Below are 14,366 nucleotides of genomic sequence, written 5' to 3' on the forward strand. Positions count from 1 at the left end.
CCGGTGACGACCTATGAGGATCGGGCGAGCCATGGGGGTGTCCCCGCTCGTGCGAAGTCGAGGGTGGGGGAAGACCTGACGACGACCGCGGAGCGGGTGCGCGCGTCGGTGGAGAGCGTGATCGAGGGCAAGCCGGAGGTCGTACGGCTGTCGCTGACCGTGCTGCTCGCCGAGGGGCATCTGCTCATCGAGGACGTCCCCGGCGTGGGCAAGACCATGCTGGCCAAGGCTCTCGCGCGGTCCGTCGACTGCTCGGTGCGGCGCATCCAGTTCACACCCGACCTGCTGCCCTCGGACATCACCGGTGTGTCCATCTGGGACCAGCAGCGCCGCGAGTTCGAGTTCAAGCCCGGGGCGATCTTCGCGCAGATCGTGATCGGCGACGAGATCAACCGGGCTTCGCCGAAGACGCAGTCCGCCCTCCTGGAGTCGATGGAGGAGCGCCAGGTCACCATCGACGGCACGAGCTACGAACTCCCCGACCCCTTCATGGTGGTGGCCACCCAGAACCCGGTCGAGATGGAGGGCACCTACCCGCTGCCGGAGGCCCAGCGCGACCGGTTCATGGCCCGGGTGTCGATGGGATACCCCAGCCCGGCGGCCGAGCTGCGGATGCTCGACGTACACGGCGGGCCCTCGCCGCTGGAGGACCTGCAGCCGGTGGCGCACGCGGACGACATCGTCAAGCTGATCGAAACGGTGCGCACCGTGCACGTGGCCGAGGCCGTGCGCCGCTACGCGGTGGACCTGGTCTCCGCCACCCGCAGCCACCCCGAGCTGCGGCTCGGTGCCTCGCCGCGCGCCACCCTGCATCTCGTACGGGCCGCGAAGGCCTCAGCGGCGCTCGGCGGCCGTGAGTACGTCCTGCCGGACGATGTGCAGTCGCTGGCCGTGGCCGTACTGGCGCACCGTCTGCTGCCCACCGCCCAGGCGCAGTTGAACCGCCGCACCGCCGAGCAGATCGTCCGCGAGATCCTTCAGCGCGTACCGGTGCCCGCCTCCGGACCGGCGCCCGCGCCCGGTCCCGCCTTCACCGCGGGGAACGGGCGGCCGCCGATGCCGCCGCACCAGCCGCACGGCGCGCGGAGGGCCTGATGTCCCTCGGGGCCGGTCCCCCGGTGTCCGCGGGCGAGCGGGACAAAGCCCGTCTGCGTACGGCGTTCGCGGGGCTGACCACCCGGGGGCGGTCCTTTCTCGCGGCCGGTGTGGCCGCCGGGATCTGCGCGTACGTCCTCGGGCAGGACGACCTGCTGCGGGTGGGCCTGCTGCTCGCCACGCTGCCGCTGGTCTGCACCCTCGTCCTGTTCCGCACCCGGCACCGGGTCGCGGGCAGCCGTCGGCTGTCCCCCGCCCGGGTCCCGGCCTCCGCCGAGGCCAAGGTCCACCTGCGGGTGGAGAACATCTCCCGTATGCCCACCGGCCTGCTCATGCTCCAGGACCAGGTCCCCTATGTGCTCGGTCCCAGGCCCCGCTTCGTCCTGGACCGGGTGGAGCCCGGTGGCCGCCGCGAGGTCGCCTACCGGGTCCGCTCCGACCTGCGCGGCCGCTATCCGCTGGGGCCCCTGCAACTGCGTCTGAGCGACCCGTTCGGGATGTGCGAGCTCACCCGCTCCTTCTCCTCCCAGGACATGCTCACCGTCGTCCCCCGGGTGGAGGCGCTGCCCGCGGTCCGGCTGACCGGCGAGGCCAGGGGGTACGGCGAGGGCCGGTTGCGCGCCCCCGCACTCGCCGGGGACGACGACGTCATCCCGCGCGGCTACCGGCACGGCGACGACGTACGCCGCGTGCACTGGCGCTCCACGGCCCGGCACGGCGAGCTGATGGTGCGCCGCGAGGAACAGCCGCAGCAGGCGCGGTGCACGGTGCTGCTCGACACCCGCGGCGTGGCCTACTACGGCGCGGGGCCCGGCTCGGCCTTCGAATGGGCGGTCTCGGCGGCCGCCTCCGCCATCACGCATCTGCTCGAACGCGGCTTCTCCGCCCGGCTGTTGACCGACACCGGCGCCTCGGTACCGCGCTCGGGCGCGGAGGCCGCGCTCACCGGGCAGGACTCCGCCGAGGCGGCCGGGCTGATGCTGGACACCCTCGCCGAGGTCGACCACTCCGAACTGCCCGGACTCTCCCTCGCCTACGACCAGTTGCGCGGCGGCAAGGAGGGCCTGCTGCTCGGCTTCTTCGGCGACGTGGACGACGAACAGGCCGCGGTCATCGGCCGGATGTGCCGACGCAGCGGTGCCGCGGTGGCCTTCGTCCTGGACAGCTCCGCCTGGGCGAGCGAAACGGATCCCGACTTCCCGCCCGGGGCGACGGGCTCGTGGACCGAGGAGCGCAGACGCATGCTGCACGAGGCGGGCTGGACGGTGGTACCCGTACTGCCGGGCACCGCGATGGCCGACATCTGGCGGCAGGCGGACCAACTGCGCGCCCATGAACGCGCGAGCGCGGGAGGCCGGACATGAGCGGACACAGCCGGATGGCACTGTGCGCGGCCCTGGCCTCGGTACTCGCCGCCACGGCCCTGCTGCCGCTGGTGGACCCGGCCACCTGGATCCTCCAGGCCGCGGTGCTCGTCCTGGTACAGGCCGCGGTGGGCATCGCCGGGCGGCGGGCACCGCTGCCCCGACCCGCGACGGTGGCCGCCCAGGCGCTGGTCAGCCTGATGCTCCTGACGCTCTTCTTCGCCGGTTCGTACGCGATCGCCGGGGTGATTCCCGGACCCCAGGCCGTGAACGAACTGGGCGGCCTGCTCCAGGCGGGCGCCGACGACGTCAACAGGTTCGCGATACCGGCACCGCTGTCCAAGGGCATCAAGCTGATGCTGGTCGGCGGTGTCCTGGTCATCGCCCTGATCGTGGACGCGGTGGCGGTGACCTACCGCAGCGCCGCCGCGGCCGGGCTTCCGCTGCTCGCCCTGTACTCGGTGGCCGCGGGTCTCTCCGAGGGCGGCGCGGGCTGGCTGTGGTTCCTGCTGGCCGCCGCCGGCTATCTGTTGCTGCTGCTCGCCGAGGGCCGCGACCGGCTCGCCCGGTGGGGCCGGGTGTTCACCGGCGCGCCCCGCGCCCCCGGCGGTTATTCGGCGGCGGCCGAGGGCGCGGCCACCGCACCGGTGCGCACCGGGCGGCGCATCGGCGCGCTGGCCCTGGGCATCGCCCTGATCGTGCCGCTCGGCCTGCCCGCCCTGGACGGCGGACTGCTCGACTCGGCGGGCCGGGCCGACGGGAAGGGACCGGGCGGCGGCACCATCTCGGCCGTCAACCCGGTGGTCTCGCTGCAGAACAACCTGAACCAGGCCGAGGACCGCGAGGTGCTGACGTACCGCACCGACGGCGCCCAGTCGCAGCCCCTGTATCTGCGCATCGTGGCCCTGGACAAGTTCGACGGCTCCGCGTGGAAACCCGCGGTGCGCCGGGTCCAGGAGATCCCCTCGCCCTTCCCGACACCGAAGGGGCTGGCCGCCGGGGTGCGCAGCATCGAGCTGAACACCCGGGTCCAGGCCTCCGACGACTATGCGCAGGGCTGGCTGCCGATGCCCTATCCGGCGAGCAATCTGCGGATCGACGGCGACTGGCGGTTCGAACCGGTGGGCCGCAACGTGGTGGGCGACCACGGCGAGACCACCCGCGGCAAGTCCTACCTGGTCTCCAGCCTCGCCGTGGAGCCGACTCGGTACCAGCTCGCCGAGGCGGGGGAAGCGCCCGCCGAGATCATGCGCGAGTTCACCGAGGTGCCCGGCAACCTGCCCACCGTCGTGGAGCGGACCGCGCGCAGGATCACCAAGGGCACGAACAACGACTACGAGGCTGCGGTCCGGCTGCAGGACTGGTTCGCGGCCGACGGCGGCTTCCTGTACGACACCAAGGTGAAGGCGGGCAGCGGGCCGGACGCCATCGCCCGGTTCCTGCGGGACAAGGAGGGCTTCTGCGTCCACTTCTCCTTCACGATGGCGGCCATGGCCCGCACCCTCGGCATCCCGGCCCGGGTCGCGGTCGGCTTCACACCCGGCTCCCCGCAGTCGGACGGCTCGATGTCGGTGGGCCTGCGGGACGCGCACGCCTGGCCGGAGCTCTACTTCGAGGGCGTGGGCTGGACCCGCTTCGAGCCCACCCCGGCCCGTGGCACCATCCCCGACTACGCGCGCAGCCAGACCCCCGGCAGCACCCCGACGATGCCCGCCGAACCGACGCCGTCCGCCTCCGAGGACATCGCGGTCCCCACCCCCGGCACCGACGCGTGCCCGCCCGGCGCGCACAGGTCGGGCTCCTGCGAGGACTCCGCGCTGCCCGAGGCCAAGGACGAGGACGAGGAACACTGGTACGAACGCCTCGACCTGCTCGCGATGATCGCCCTCGGCGTGCTGCTGGCCCTCGCGCTGCCGCTGCTGCCGATGGCCTGCCGCATGCGGACCAGATCGCTCAGACTCCTGCCGGCGCCCGGCTCCCCCGCCCTCGCGGGCCCGGCCACGCTCCGGGTCTGGGAGGAGGTCCAGGACAGCGCCTGGGACTACGGGATCCCGCCCGACCCCTCGCTCACGCCCCGTGGGGCGGCGCAGCGGATCGTGCACGGCATGGATCTGCACGGCCCGGACGCGGCCTCGGTGAACCGGGTGGCGGGAGCCGTGGAGCAGACGCTGTACGCGCCGCGGGCCGAACCGGTACCAGGGCTGGGCGACGAGGCCCGCCGTATCGCGGCCGCCCTCGGCAGACAGGCGGGCCGCGGCGCCCGGCTGCGGGCACGCTTCCTGCCCCGGTCCAACGCCCGGCTGGCCTGGGCGTTCACCCAGGAACGACGCAAGGCGACGGAACGCCTCCGCGCCGGGCTGCGCTCAGGACTCCCGCGGCTTCGACCGCGACTGCGGCGCTGAGCCCGGGGCTCCGGGTCCGATGCCGGCCGGGGCTCCGGGTCCGGTGCCGGGCCCCGGGTATCTGGGCGTGGGGCGGGGCTTGGGCTTCGGCTTGGGCCCCGAGCCTCAAGCCCCGAACCCCGATCCTGAACCCCGATCCCCGAACCCCAAGGTCCGGAATCCGGAGCAAATCCCCGTCCCGGCCCGCGAAGAATTCCGGGCCTTCCGTGGCCCCCCGAACTCCGGTGGAATTACCCATGCCCCGGGGAAATGCCGGGGCATACGGAATTCCCCGCACCGGAATACGCCTGTGGGGTGACCGTCGGTGCGGTCACCCCACAGAGCGAGTGGTACCGGGATTGCTGCCGCTGCGTCAGCGGCGGAGGATCAGTGGCCCTGTTCGTCGCGGCGGCGCTGCCAGCGCTGCTCGATGCGGTCCATTACGGAACGGCGCTGCCTGGTCTGACGCCGGGCGGTGCCGCCTTGCCGGTTACCGGATCCGGGCTGCTGCTGCTCGCCCGGCTTGGGTGCCTTGCGCCAGCCGGTTACCGCGAGCACCGCACAGCCCAGCATGACGAGGAACCCCACCACACTGATCCAGATCTGCTGCGCGACCATACCGGCCATGAGGAGCGCGATACCCACCAGAAAGCCCGCGGCCGCCTGGTAGACCCGTCGCCGGGTATACGTACGCAGCCCGCTTCCCTCAAGCGCTGTCGCGAACTTGGGATCTTCGGCGTACAGCGCTCGCTCCATCTGCTCGAGCATTCGCTGCTCGTGCTCCGAGAGCGGCACGGAGTCCTCCTCATCGTGCAGTCGCCGGGGGCGACCGGGGGTCCCCTTCAGGATAGGCAGGGAATCGCCCCCGTGAAACCCGCCCCTCTACGCCAACTTCGCCTTCCGGACCCGCCAGGAAGACCGGATCCGCTGAAGCCGTCATTCCCCAGCAGCCGGTCCGTCATGCCGGACCTTCGGGGCCATCTCACGGATTCGTCGGCTCGGGCAGCGGGACGCACCCCTCTGCGCCGACCGGTCCGACCCGGAAAAACGGCCCACGGCCGATCATACGGGGCCGGAGCCCGGTTCGGAGGGGCTGTGGCGTACTCCATCCACGGCTTCGCCCCTGATCAGGACGCGGAGGCCGGGCTGTGCTACGGATTCACGCCACTGTGGCCGCTTGCGACTCCCGCTTCACACCGAGCACATGGAGCTGGCTCGCGATGGAGCGGAAGGCCGGGAGTTCGGACGCGGCGCTCTCCAGCTGGAGCAGGGCGTCCAGGGCACCGGGTTCGGTGTCCACCAGGGCGCCGGGGACCTGATCGGCGAAGACGCGTACGCCGTGCACCGCGCCCACGGCGAGGCCCGCCTCCTCGGCGAGGCCGACGAGCTGGTCGGCGGAGAAGCGCCGGGGCACCGGGTCGCCCTCGCCCCAGCGTCCGTTCTCGTCGGTCAGCGCGCGGTGGGCCTCCTTGAAGTGCCCGGCCAGCGCCCTGGCCAGGACCGCGCCGCCGAGCCCGGCCGCGAGCAGGCTGAGCACACCGGAGGGGCGCAGCGCGGCGGTGACATTGCGCAGCCCCTCGGCGGCGTCGTCCACGTACTCAAGGACTCCGTGGCAGAGCACGGCGTCGTATCCCCCGCGCTCCACGACGTCGAAGAGGCCGTGAGCGTCGCCCTGGACGCCGCGCACCCGGTCGGCCACGCCCTCCTCGGCGGCCCGGCGCTCCAGGGCGAACAGGGCGTTGGGGCTCGGGTCGACGACGGTGACGCGGTGGCCGAGCCCGGCCACCGGTACCGCGAAGTGTCCGCTGCCGCCGCCGGTGTCGAGGACGTCGAGCGCGCCACGTCCGGTGGCCGCGACCCGCTTGTCGAGGGCGGCACGCAGCACGTCCCAGACCACGGCGGTACGAAGGGCGGCGCGGGGGCGCATCGGGTCGGGCACGGCAGTTGACTCCTAGGGCCTGTCGTTTGGATCTTGTCGGGGTCGCGGGGTCAGGCGCGGCACCGCCTCCCGAAGGGCGGAGCGATGGTCTTTCGCCCCTCCGTACACGGTGCGCGTCGTACACACTGCGCGCGGCAAGGGGGCACGGGTCCCAGCCTATTGCCTCCGGGCCGTTCGCCCGTGCCCCCTTCGCCCCCCGGGCGCCCGCGCGCCCGGCCGTGCGCTCAGCCGGTCCGGGATCCGACCGCATCACCGCCTTCGGCCCGCGGGCGCGGCAAGGTCGGCACGGGGACCAGCATGCGTTCCACGATGCCGAGGAACATCTCCACGTCCCGCAGCAGATCGTCGGCGTCGCGACGGCTCGCGGCGTCCTTTATCCCCGCTTCGGCGAGGGCCCGGCGGCGGGCGCCGGAGGCGAACAGGGCGCTCCACTCGGTGAGTTCGGGGGCGACCTGGGGCAGGACCTCCCAGGCGCTGCGGATACGGGCCCGGCGGCGGGGCGAGGGGTCGGGCCTGCCGCGGGCGGCGAGTACCGCCGCGGCCGTGCGCAGGGCGGCGAGGTGGGCGGTGGCGTACCGCTCGTTGGCGGTGGGCAGGAGTGCGGCTTCGTCCAGACCTTGGCGGGCCTGGCCGAGCAGGTCGAGGGCGGCCGGCGGGACGGATGCCCGGCGGAGCACGGGGTGCACGTCGGCGGCGGGTGAGCGCGGCGCCGAGTTCGCCGGGTTCAGAGTGCGGGGCCACTGTGCGGCCGCGGCGGATGAAGCTGCCATGACGAACCTCCTGTCGTCCGTGAGTACGGCAGGCGCGTACGAGGTGTACGGCACTGTCCGTATGGCCCCCATCGTGAGGTACGCCACTGACAGTCCGAGGTGACCTGCGGTTTTGGCGTCTCGCGGCAGACGGCGGGCGGGAGTTGGGCGCTGGGGCTTTGCCTCGCGTACCCGCCGTGGCTATTTTTGTACTGACCGGTCAGTTCAAAAATGGTCGGAGGCCCGCCGGTGGACGACCGCGGACGGGCCGGAACCGGAACCAAGGGGAGGAACGTGGACGGGCAGGCGGCCGCAAAAGCGGCCCTGAACACCGCAGGGGTGGCGGTCAGGGCCGAGGGCTTCGGGCTCGAGGGCCCGCGCGGATGGGCCTTCCGCGACCTCACCATCGACGCCGAACCCGGCTCCCTGATCGCGATCGAGGGCCCGTCCGGGACCGGCCGTACCTGCTTGCTCCTCGCGCTCACGGGCCGGATGCGCCCCACCGAGGGGACCGCTTCGGTCGGCCGGATGCGGCTGCCCAAGCAGATGGCCGCGGTGCGCCGGATCAGCGCACTCGGGCACACCCCGGGCGTCAGCGAACTCGAACCCGCGCTGACCGTCGCCGAGCACCTGCGCGAACGCGCCCTGCTCCAGCGCCGGTTCGGCGGTTCGCTGCGCGGACTGCTGCGCCCTCGTGCCGAGCGCACGGCCGAGGCCCGGCTACGCATCGAGCGCGCGCTCCAGGCGGCGGGGCTCGATCCCGAGACGCTGCCCAAGGGCACCCGTACCGCCGTGCGCGACCTGGAGCGGACCGAGGCGCTGCGGCTGTCGATCGCGCTGGCGCTGATCGCCGAGCCACGACTGCTCGGCATCGACGACACCGATCTGAAGCTGTCCGACGACGAGCGCACCGAGATCTGGGAACTCCTCGCCTCCCTCGCCGAGAGCGGCACGACCGTCGTCGCGGTGTGCAGCGAGGCGCCCGCGAACGCGGTCGTGATCTCCACGGCAGCCGCCACCGACACCGGCGCGAACGACGACACAACCGACGGCACCACCGCCGACAGCAGAAGGGGGAACGGGGATGCGCTCGCCGAGGCTCGCCGCGCTTGAGTTCAGGCGGTTCGCGCGGGGGCGGCTGCCGCGTGCGGCGATGGTCGCGCTGTTGCTGCTGCCGCTGCTGTACGGGGCGCTGTACCTGTGGTCGTTCTGGGACCCGTACAGCCGTCTCGACAAGATCCCGGTCGCGCTGGTCAACCAGGACGAGGGCACCGTCGCCTCGGGCAAGAAGATCACCGCGGGCGACGACCTGGTCAAGGGGCTGCACGGCAGCAACACCTTCGACTGGCGGGAGGTCAGCGCCGAGGAGGCCGAGGACGGTGTCGCGAGCGGGGAGTACTACCTGTCGCTGACCATGCCCGCGGACTTCAGCAAGCGGATCGCCTCCAGTTCCGGCGACAGTCCCGAGACCAGCCCGCTGCGGGTGAAGACCAACGACGCCAACAACTACATCGTCGGGCAGATCTCCCGGACGGTGTTCTCCGAGGTGCGGGCGGCGGCGTCCAGCAAGGCCTCGCGCGGCTTCTACGACCGCATCTTCATCGCCTTCTCCGACATCCACGACGCGACGGAGAAGGCCGCCAAGGGCGCCTCGCAGCTGGAGGGCGGCATCGGGCGCGCGACGAACGGTTCCAAGGACCTCGCGGACGGCCTCAAGGAGGCCAAGAACGGCAGCGGCAAGCTGCACGGCGGCATGAAGAAGCTCGACAAGGGCTCCGGTGACCTGTCCACGGGCGCGGGCCAAGTCGCGGGCGGCACACAGCAGTTGGCCGACAAGGTCAACAACGTGAACACCAAGCTCGGGCCGTTCCTGCGGGACAACAAGGACGCCATCGAGCACACCGCCCGGCTGGTCTCGGACTCCACCGGCGTCATCCGGGGGCACCTGGACACCTTCGTGAAGGTCGCCCCGGCCGCCGCCGAGGGCACCCGGAAGGCCTCCGAGGCGCTCGACGGGGTCTACGAACGCCGTTGCGAGAACGCCGTGTTGCCCGACCCCGCCTGCCCCGAGCTGAAGAAGGCCAGGGACGCCGCCCGGACCGCGGCGAAGCTGACCAAGGACGTGGACGACGTCCTCAAGGACTACGACTACGACGTACGCGAACTCGACAAGCGCCTCGGCACGCTGCAGAAGCAGGCCGACGCGCTCGCCGAGGCGGCACCGCACCTGGACAAGGACCTGGCCAAGGCCGTCGCGCAGATCAACAAGCTCAACGACGGCGCGCACAAGGTCGCCACGGGCGCCAAGACCCTGCACACCGGGCTCGGCACCGCACGCAAGGGCTCCAAGCAGCTCGACACCGGGGTGGGCAAGCTCAAGAGCGGCGCGTACGAGCTGCGCGGCGGCATGTACAAGATCTCCGACGGCTCGCAGCAGCTCGCCACCGGCCTGCACGACGGCGTCGACAAGATCCCCGACTACGGCAAGAAGGACCGCGACCAGCGCTCCGGCGTGATGTCCGACCCGGTCCAGCTCGCCTCGCAGGCCATGCACCAGGCGCCCAACTACGGCACCGGCTTCGCGCCGTACTTCATCCCGCTCGCGCTGTGGGTCGGGGCGATGGTCGCGTACATGTTGATCTCCCCGCTGAACCAGCGCGCCCTCGCCGCCGGGGCCTCGGCCCTGCGCATCGCGCTCGCGGGCTGGCTGCCGGTCGCCACGCTCGGCGTCGCGCAGGCCGCCGCCCTGATGGCGGTGCTGCACTGGTCTCCCGGCATGGGGCTGCAAATGGAGCACGCCGCGGGAGTGGCGGGGTTCCTGGTCCTCGTGGTGGCCTGCTACGCGTCGATCGTGCAGTGGCTCAACGCACGCTTCGGGGCGGCCGGACGGATCCTCGTACTCGCGCTCCTGATGCTCCAGTTGACCTCGGCGGGCGGTACGTATCCGGTCGAGACCAGCCCGGGCTTCTTCAACGCCATTCACCCGTTCCTGCCGATGACGTACATCGTGGAGGCACTCAGAAGGCTGATCACGGGCGGCGACCTGACACCGGTGTGGACGGGCTGCGCGGTCCTGGTGGCCTTCACCGTGGGCGCCCTCGCCCTGACGGCCTTGTCCGCGCGCAGCAAGCAGGTGTGGACCTTCGCACGTCTGCACCCCGAGCTGAGCCTGTGACAATCTCTGTCATGGCAAGCAGCAGCGGCCGACGACAGGCCACCCGTCAGAAGGTCTTCGAGGCGGCGGTGCCCCTCCTCGCCGAGAAGGGCTTCGCCGCCACCACGGTCGACGAGATCGCGGAGCGGGCGGGGGTCGCGAAGGGCACCGTCTACTACAACTTCGAGAGCAAGTCGGTTCTCTTCGAGGAGCTGCTGCGGCACGGCGTCGCCCTGCTCACCGCGTCCCTGCGGGAGACGGCCGAGCAGACGGTGCGCGAGGGCGGCAGCCAGGTCGACGCGCTGGACGCGATGATCGGCGCGGGGCTCGCCTTCATCGAGCGGTACCCGGCGATCACCACGCTCTACGTCAGTGAGCTGTGGCGGCCCCACACGGAGTGGAACGCCGCCCTGCGGATGGTCCGCGAGGACGCCGTCGCGGTGGTGCGCGGCGTCCTCGAAGCGGGCGTGGCGGGAGGCGAGTTCAGCGGCGAGATCGACGTACAGCTGACCGCCTCGGCGATGACCGGGATGGTGCTCGTGGTCGCCCTGGACTGGCGCACCTTCCAGCCGGACCGCAGCCGCGAGGACGTGCACGCCTCCCTGTCGCTGCTGCTCCAGGGCAGGGTCGCGGCGCGGCGCTGAGCGCCGGGCAACCAGTGCCGAGTGCCGAGTAACCAGTGCCGAGTGCCGAGTCCGGAGTGGCCCAAGCCGCCCGCCACGGACGGTACTTGGGCCCCGACCCACCGGCCCGGCCGGTCGGACCCACCCGTAAACGCACAGCGTCGGCCCGGCGGTGATTCCCGCCGGGCCGACGCCCCCGTTGGCCCCCGTGTTCTCCCCCGCGCCCGCGGTCGGACGGGCAGCGGGCGGGACCCGCTCCGTACCGCCGCCCCGTGTCGGCGGTGCGGTGCGCTGTCCTGCCGCGCGGCCCACTCTTCCGTGTGCCGGGCTCCGGGCCCATCCGTTTTCGTACTCATCTCGCCGTCTGGGTACGGGTACTCAGTTACCCAGGTCCCCCCGCGCCCGCAGCCATGAGCATGCCCACTGGCTACGATCGCCCCGTGTCCGTACTTCCGCTTGTCTTCACCAGCGGCTGGGCGAGCGGGATCAACGCCTACGCCGTCGTCCTCCTCCTCGGCGTCCTCGGTGCCACCGGCGTGAGCGACGAGGTCCCCGAGGCGCTGCAGCGCCCCGACGTGATCGCCGTCGCGGCCGTGCTGTTCCTGTGCGAGGCCGTCGCCGACAAGATCCCGTACGTGGACTCGGTCTGGGACGTGGTGCACACCGTGATCCGGCCGGTCTCCGGGGCGGTGGTCGGGGCGCTGCTCGCCGGGCAGGACGGTTCGCTGCCCGATCTCGCGGCCGGTGCGCTGGGCGGCTCCACGGCGCTGGCCAGCCATGCGGTGAAGGCCGGTACGCGGATGGCGATCAACAGTTCGCCGGAGCCGTTCAGCAATGTGCTGATGTCCCTCGCCGAGGACCTGTCGGTGGCGGGCCTGATCACCTTCGCCCTGTTCCATCCGGAGATCGCGGCGACGATCGCCGCCGCCCTGCTGCTGCTCGGCTTCGGCCTGGTCTGGTTCCTGGTCTCCCGGATCCGGCGGTTCTGGCGGCGGCGGGCGGAACGCCGGGCCGAGCGCCGTGCGCGAAGGGGCAGACCGGTCGCCGCCTCCCAGTGGCCGCAATGAATCCGAGGCGGCCAAAGCCCCGCCCGCCTCGGCGGGAGCCGGGCGCCAAGACCGCCCCGCCCTGTCGGTAAGGTCCCTGGCATGGCAAGGATTGCGGTGATCGGCGCAGGCACGGGCGCCCTGGCGGCGGCTGCCCGGCTGGCCGTGGCGGGACACAGCGTGGTGGTCCACGAGCGCGCCGACACCTACGGCGGAGCCCTGGGCCACCGCACCCGCGACGGCTTCTCCTTCGACACGGGGCCGGTGCTGCTGCCGCTGCCCGCGGTCCACCGCGACCTGTTCCTGAAGACGGGCAAACAGCCCCTGGAGGACCGGGTCCGCCTCACCCAGATCGAGCCCGCGGTACGGCACCTGTTCGCCGACGGCACCCGTACCGATCTGCCGAACGCCTCACGGGCGGGCGTACGCGAGGCACTGGACAGCTCGCTCGGCGGGGGCGCGGGCGCCCTGTGGGCGGACTTCATGAACCGGGCGAGGGAGGCCTGGGACCGGGCCCGCCGACCACTGCTCGAAGAGCCGCTGTGGCCCAACTGGCAGGTCCTTGCCGAGCAGGAGCCCTATCCCGCGCTGCGCCAACGCCGGCTGCTGCGCCGCGACCTCACCGCGCGCACCCTCGCCGAGATCGCCACGCTCGAACTCGGCGACGAGCCCCGCCTGCGCGCCCTCCTGGAGCACTACGCGCTCGCCCAGGGGCTCGACCCGCGCACGGTACCCGCGAGCGCCGCCGTACTGCCGTACATGGAGCAGACCTTCGGGCTGTGGGCGGTCGAGGGCGGCATGCGGGAACTGGCCCGGGCGATGTACGAGCGGTGCCTGGAGCGGCGGGTGACCTTTCGCTTCGGGGCGGAGGTGACCCGGGTGGTCACGCATGAGGGGCGGGCGACGGGGATCGAGGTCGCCGGTGGGGCGGGCGGCGAGAACGACGACCACGGCACCTCCGCACCAGCCGAACCGGGCGCCGGGACGCCGCGGTTCGAGGCCGCCGACTTCGTCGTCGCGGGCATCGCGCCCACCCTCCTGGACCGGCTGGTTCCCGACGGGACGCCTGAGCGCGCCGATGGACCGCCGACCCGGCCGAACCACGCGAGCCGGGTGACGGTCCTGCTCGCGCTGCGCGGGAGCCGCCCGGCCGACGCCCCGTACCGCACCGTGGTCCACTCCCACGACCGCGACGAGGAACTGGGCACGCTCTTCCCGCCGCTGCCCACGCTGCCGGAGCACCCGACGGTGACCGTGCACCGGCCCAGCGGCCCCGGCCACACGCCGGACGCCGAGCACGAGGCCGTGATCCTCACCGCCACCGCGGCCGTGTCACCGCCCGAGCGCTTCGAGCTCGGCGAGGAGCACGAAATCCGGCCCGCCTACGAGCTGTTCGCCGACCGGATGATCGCGGCGGCACAACGGGAGATCCCGGACCTCTCCGAGCGGCTGCTCTGGCACGAGGTCCTGACCCCCTACGACATCGCCCGCGCGACCGGAGTCGAAGCGGTGCCCGCCCCCGCACTCGCCGCGGGCGCGGGCCAGTGGCTGCACCCCGCCAACAGCACCGGAATCGACGGCCTGTTCACCGTCGGCGGCTGGTCCCACCCGGGCGGCGGGCTGCCGCACGCGGGCATGTCCGGCGCCCTGGTCGCGGGACTGATCGTGGAGGGGCCGGGGTTTCGCGGGTCCCAGTGAGGCGCCGGTCGCGGTGCGGCACTGTCCACGTGCGACGCGGGAACCGGTGCGGTGCTCACCACGGTGAGCACCGGGCCCGACGCCACGCTCGCCGCGGTGAGCACCGGACCCGTCGCAGCGCTTGCCGTGCAGCTCAGAGCGGTGTCGTAATCGAACCGACATCTTTCGCTACCTTGCGGTAACAATCAGCGCCGTGTGAGATTGCGCTCCACCACCGGTCGGCGGCCTTCCCCAAGGCCGCCGGGTCCACACGGTGTTCGAGACCCGCGGGTCCACGGGAGACCCCCATGGCCGCGGCCTCCTCTGGCGCACCTCCC

11 protein-coding genes are annotated in these 14,366 nt (G+C 72.6%); 8 read left to right on the forward strand and 3 right to left on the reverse strand.

Annotated features, from left to right (window positions below):
- The first annotated feature begins 63 nt into the window (after window positions 1-63).
- The 3 genes from HUT18_RS05905 to HUT18_RS05915 are packed head-to-tail and all read left to right on the forward strand — an operon-like array spanning window position 64 to window position 4,861.
- The gene (locus HUT18_RS05905) at window positions 64-1,095 is read left to right on the forward strand and encodes a MoxR family ATPase (protein WP_176104312.1); all 1,032 of its coding nucleotides are present in this window, start codon (window positions 64-66) and stop codon (window positions 1,093-1,095) included.
- Window positions 1,095-2,459 (forward strand): DUF58 domain-containing protein, encoded by a 1,365-nt coding sequence (locus HUT18_RS05910; protein ID WP_176098456.1) that lies wholly within the window; start codon window positions 1,095-1,097, stop codon window positions 2,457-2,459. Before HUT18_RS05905 ends, HUT18_RS05910 begins: the two co-directional genes overlap by 1 nt.
- Entirely contained in the window at window positions 2,456-4,861 is a 2,406-nt protein-coding gene (locus tag HUT18_RS05915) for a DUF3488 and transglutaminase-like domain-containing protein (RefSeq protein WP_176098458.1), read from the forward strand. Before HUT18_RS05910 ends, HUT18_RS05915 begins: the two co-directional genes overlap by 4 nt.
- Before the next feature lie 366 nt (window positions 4,862-5,227).
- Here HUT18_RS05915 and HUT18_RS05920 read toward each other — a convergent pair whose 3' ends face one another.
- From HUT18_RS05920 to HUT18_RS05930, 3 genes are all read right to left on the reverse strand, one after another.
- Window positions 5,228-5,635 carry a DUF3040 domain-containing protein gene (locus HUT18_RS05920; protein WP_176098460.1) on the reverse strand — a complete coding sequence of 136 codons (408 nt, stop codon included), beginning with the start codon at window positions 5,633-5,635 and terminating at the stop codon, window positions 5,228-5,230.
- 364 nt (window positions 5,636-5,999) lie between these two features.
- Window positions 6,000-6,779, reverse strand: coding sequence for a methyltransferase (locus HUT18_RS05925; protein ID WP_176098461.1), 780 nt, complete (start codon window positions 6,777-6,779; stop codon window positions 6,000-6,002).
- 224 nt (window positions 6,780-7,003) lie between these two features.
- A complete protein-coding gene (locus tag HUT18_RS05930) occupies window positions 7,004-7,549 on the reverse strand; it encodes an SAV_6107 family HEPN domain-containing protein (RefSeq protein ID WP_176098463.1) in 546 nt (181 codons plus the stop codon).
- A gap of 273 nt (window positions 7,550-7,822) precedes the next feature.
- Between HUT18_RS05930 and HUT18_RS05935 the strand changes: the two genes are divergently transcribed.
- From HUT18_RS05935 to HUT18_RS05955, 5 genes are all read left to right on the forward strand, one after another.
- Complete coding sequence (locus HUT18_RS05935; protein ID WP_254878446.1) at window positions 7,823-8,641, forward strand: ATP-binding cassette domain-containing protein; 819 nt, start codon at window positions 7,823-7,825, stop codon at window positions 8,639-8,641.
- On the forward strand, window positions 8,613-10,703 hold the full coding sequence (locus tag HUT18_RS05940) for a YhgE/Pip family protein (RefSeq protein ID WP_176098466.1): 2,091 nt from the start codon (window positions 8,613-8,615) through the stop codon (window positions 10,701-10,703). The genes HUT18_RS05935 and HUT18_RS05940 overlap by 29 nt, the downstream gene beginning before the upstream one ends.
- 11 nt (window positions 10,704-10,714) lie before the next feature.
- Window positions 10,715-11,326, forward strand: a complete 612-nt coding sequence (locus tag HUT18_RS05945) for a TetR/AcrR family transcriptional regulator (RefSeq protein WP_176098467.1) — start codon at window positions 10,715-10,717, stop codon at window positions 11,324-11,326.
- Between the two features lie 419 nt (window positions 11,327-11,745).
- Window positions 11,746-12,372, forward strand: coding sequence for a DUF4126 domain-containing protein (locus HUT18_RS05950; RefSeq protein ID WP_176098468.1), 627 nt, complete (start codon window positions 11,746-11,748; stop codon window positions 12,370-12,372).
- An 81-nt stretch (window positions 12,373-12,453) separates the two neighbouring features.
- A complete protein-coding gene (locus HUT18_RS05955) occupies window positions 12,454-14,049 on the forward strand; it encodes an NAD(P)/FAD-dependent oxidoreductase (protein WP_176098469.1) in 1,596 nt (531 codons plus the stop codon).
- Window positions 14,050-14,366 lie beyond the last annotated feature (317 nt).

The sequence above is a fragment of the Streptomyces sp. NA04227 genome, assembly GCF_013364195.1.
Classification (GTDB): domain Bacteria; phylum Actinomycetota; class Actinomycetes; order Streptomycetales; family Streptomycetaceae; genus Streptomyces.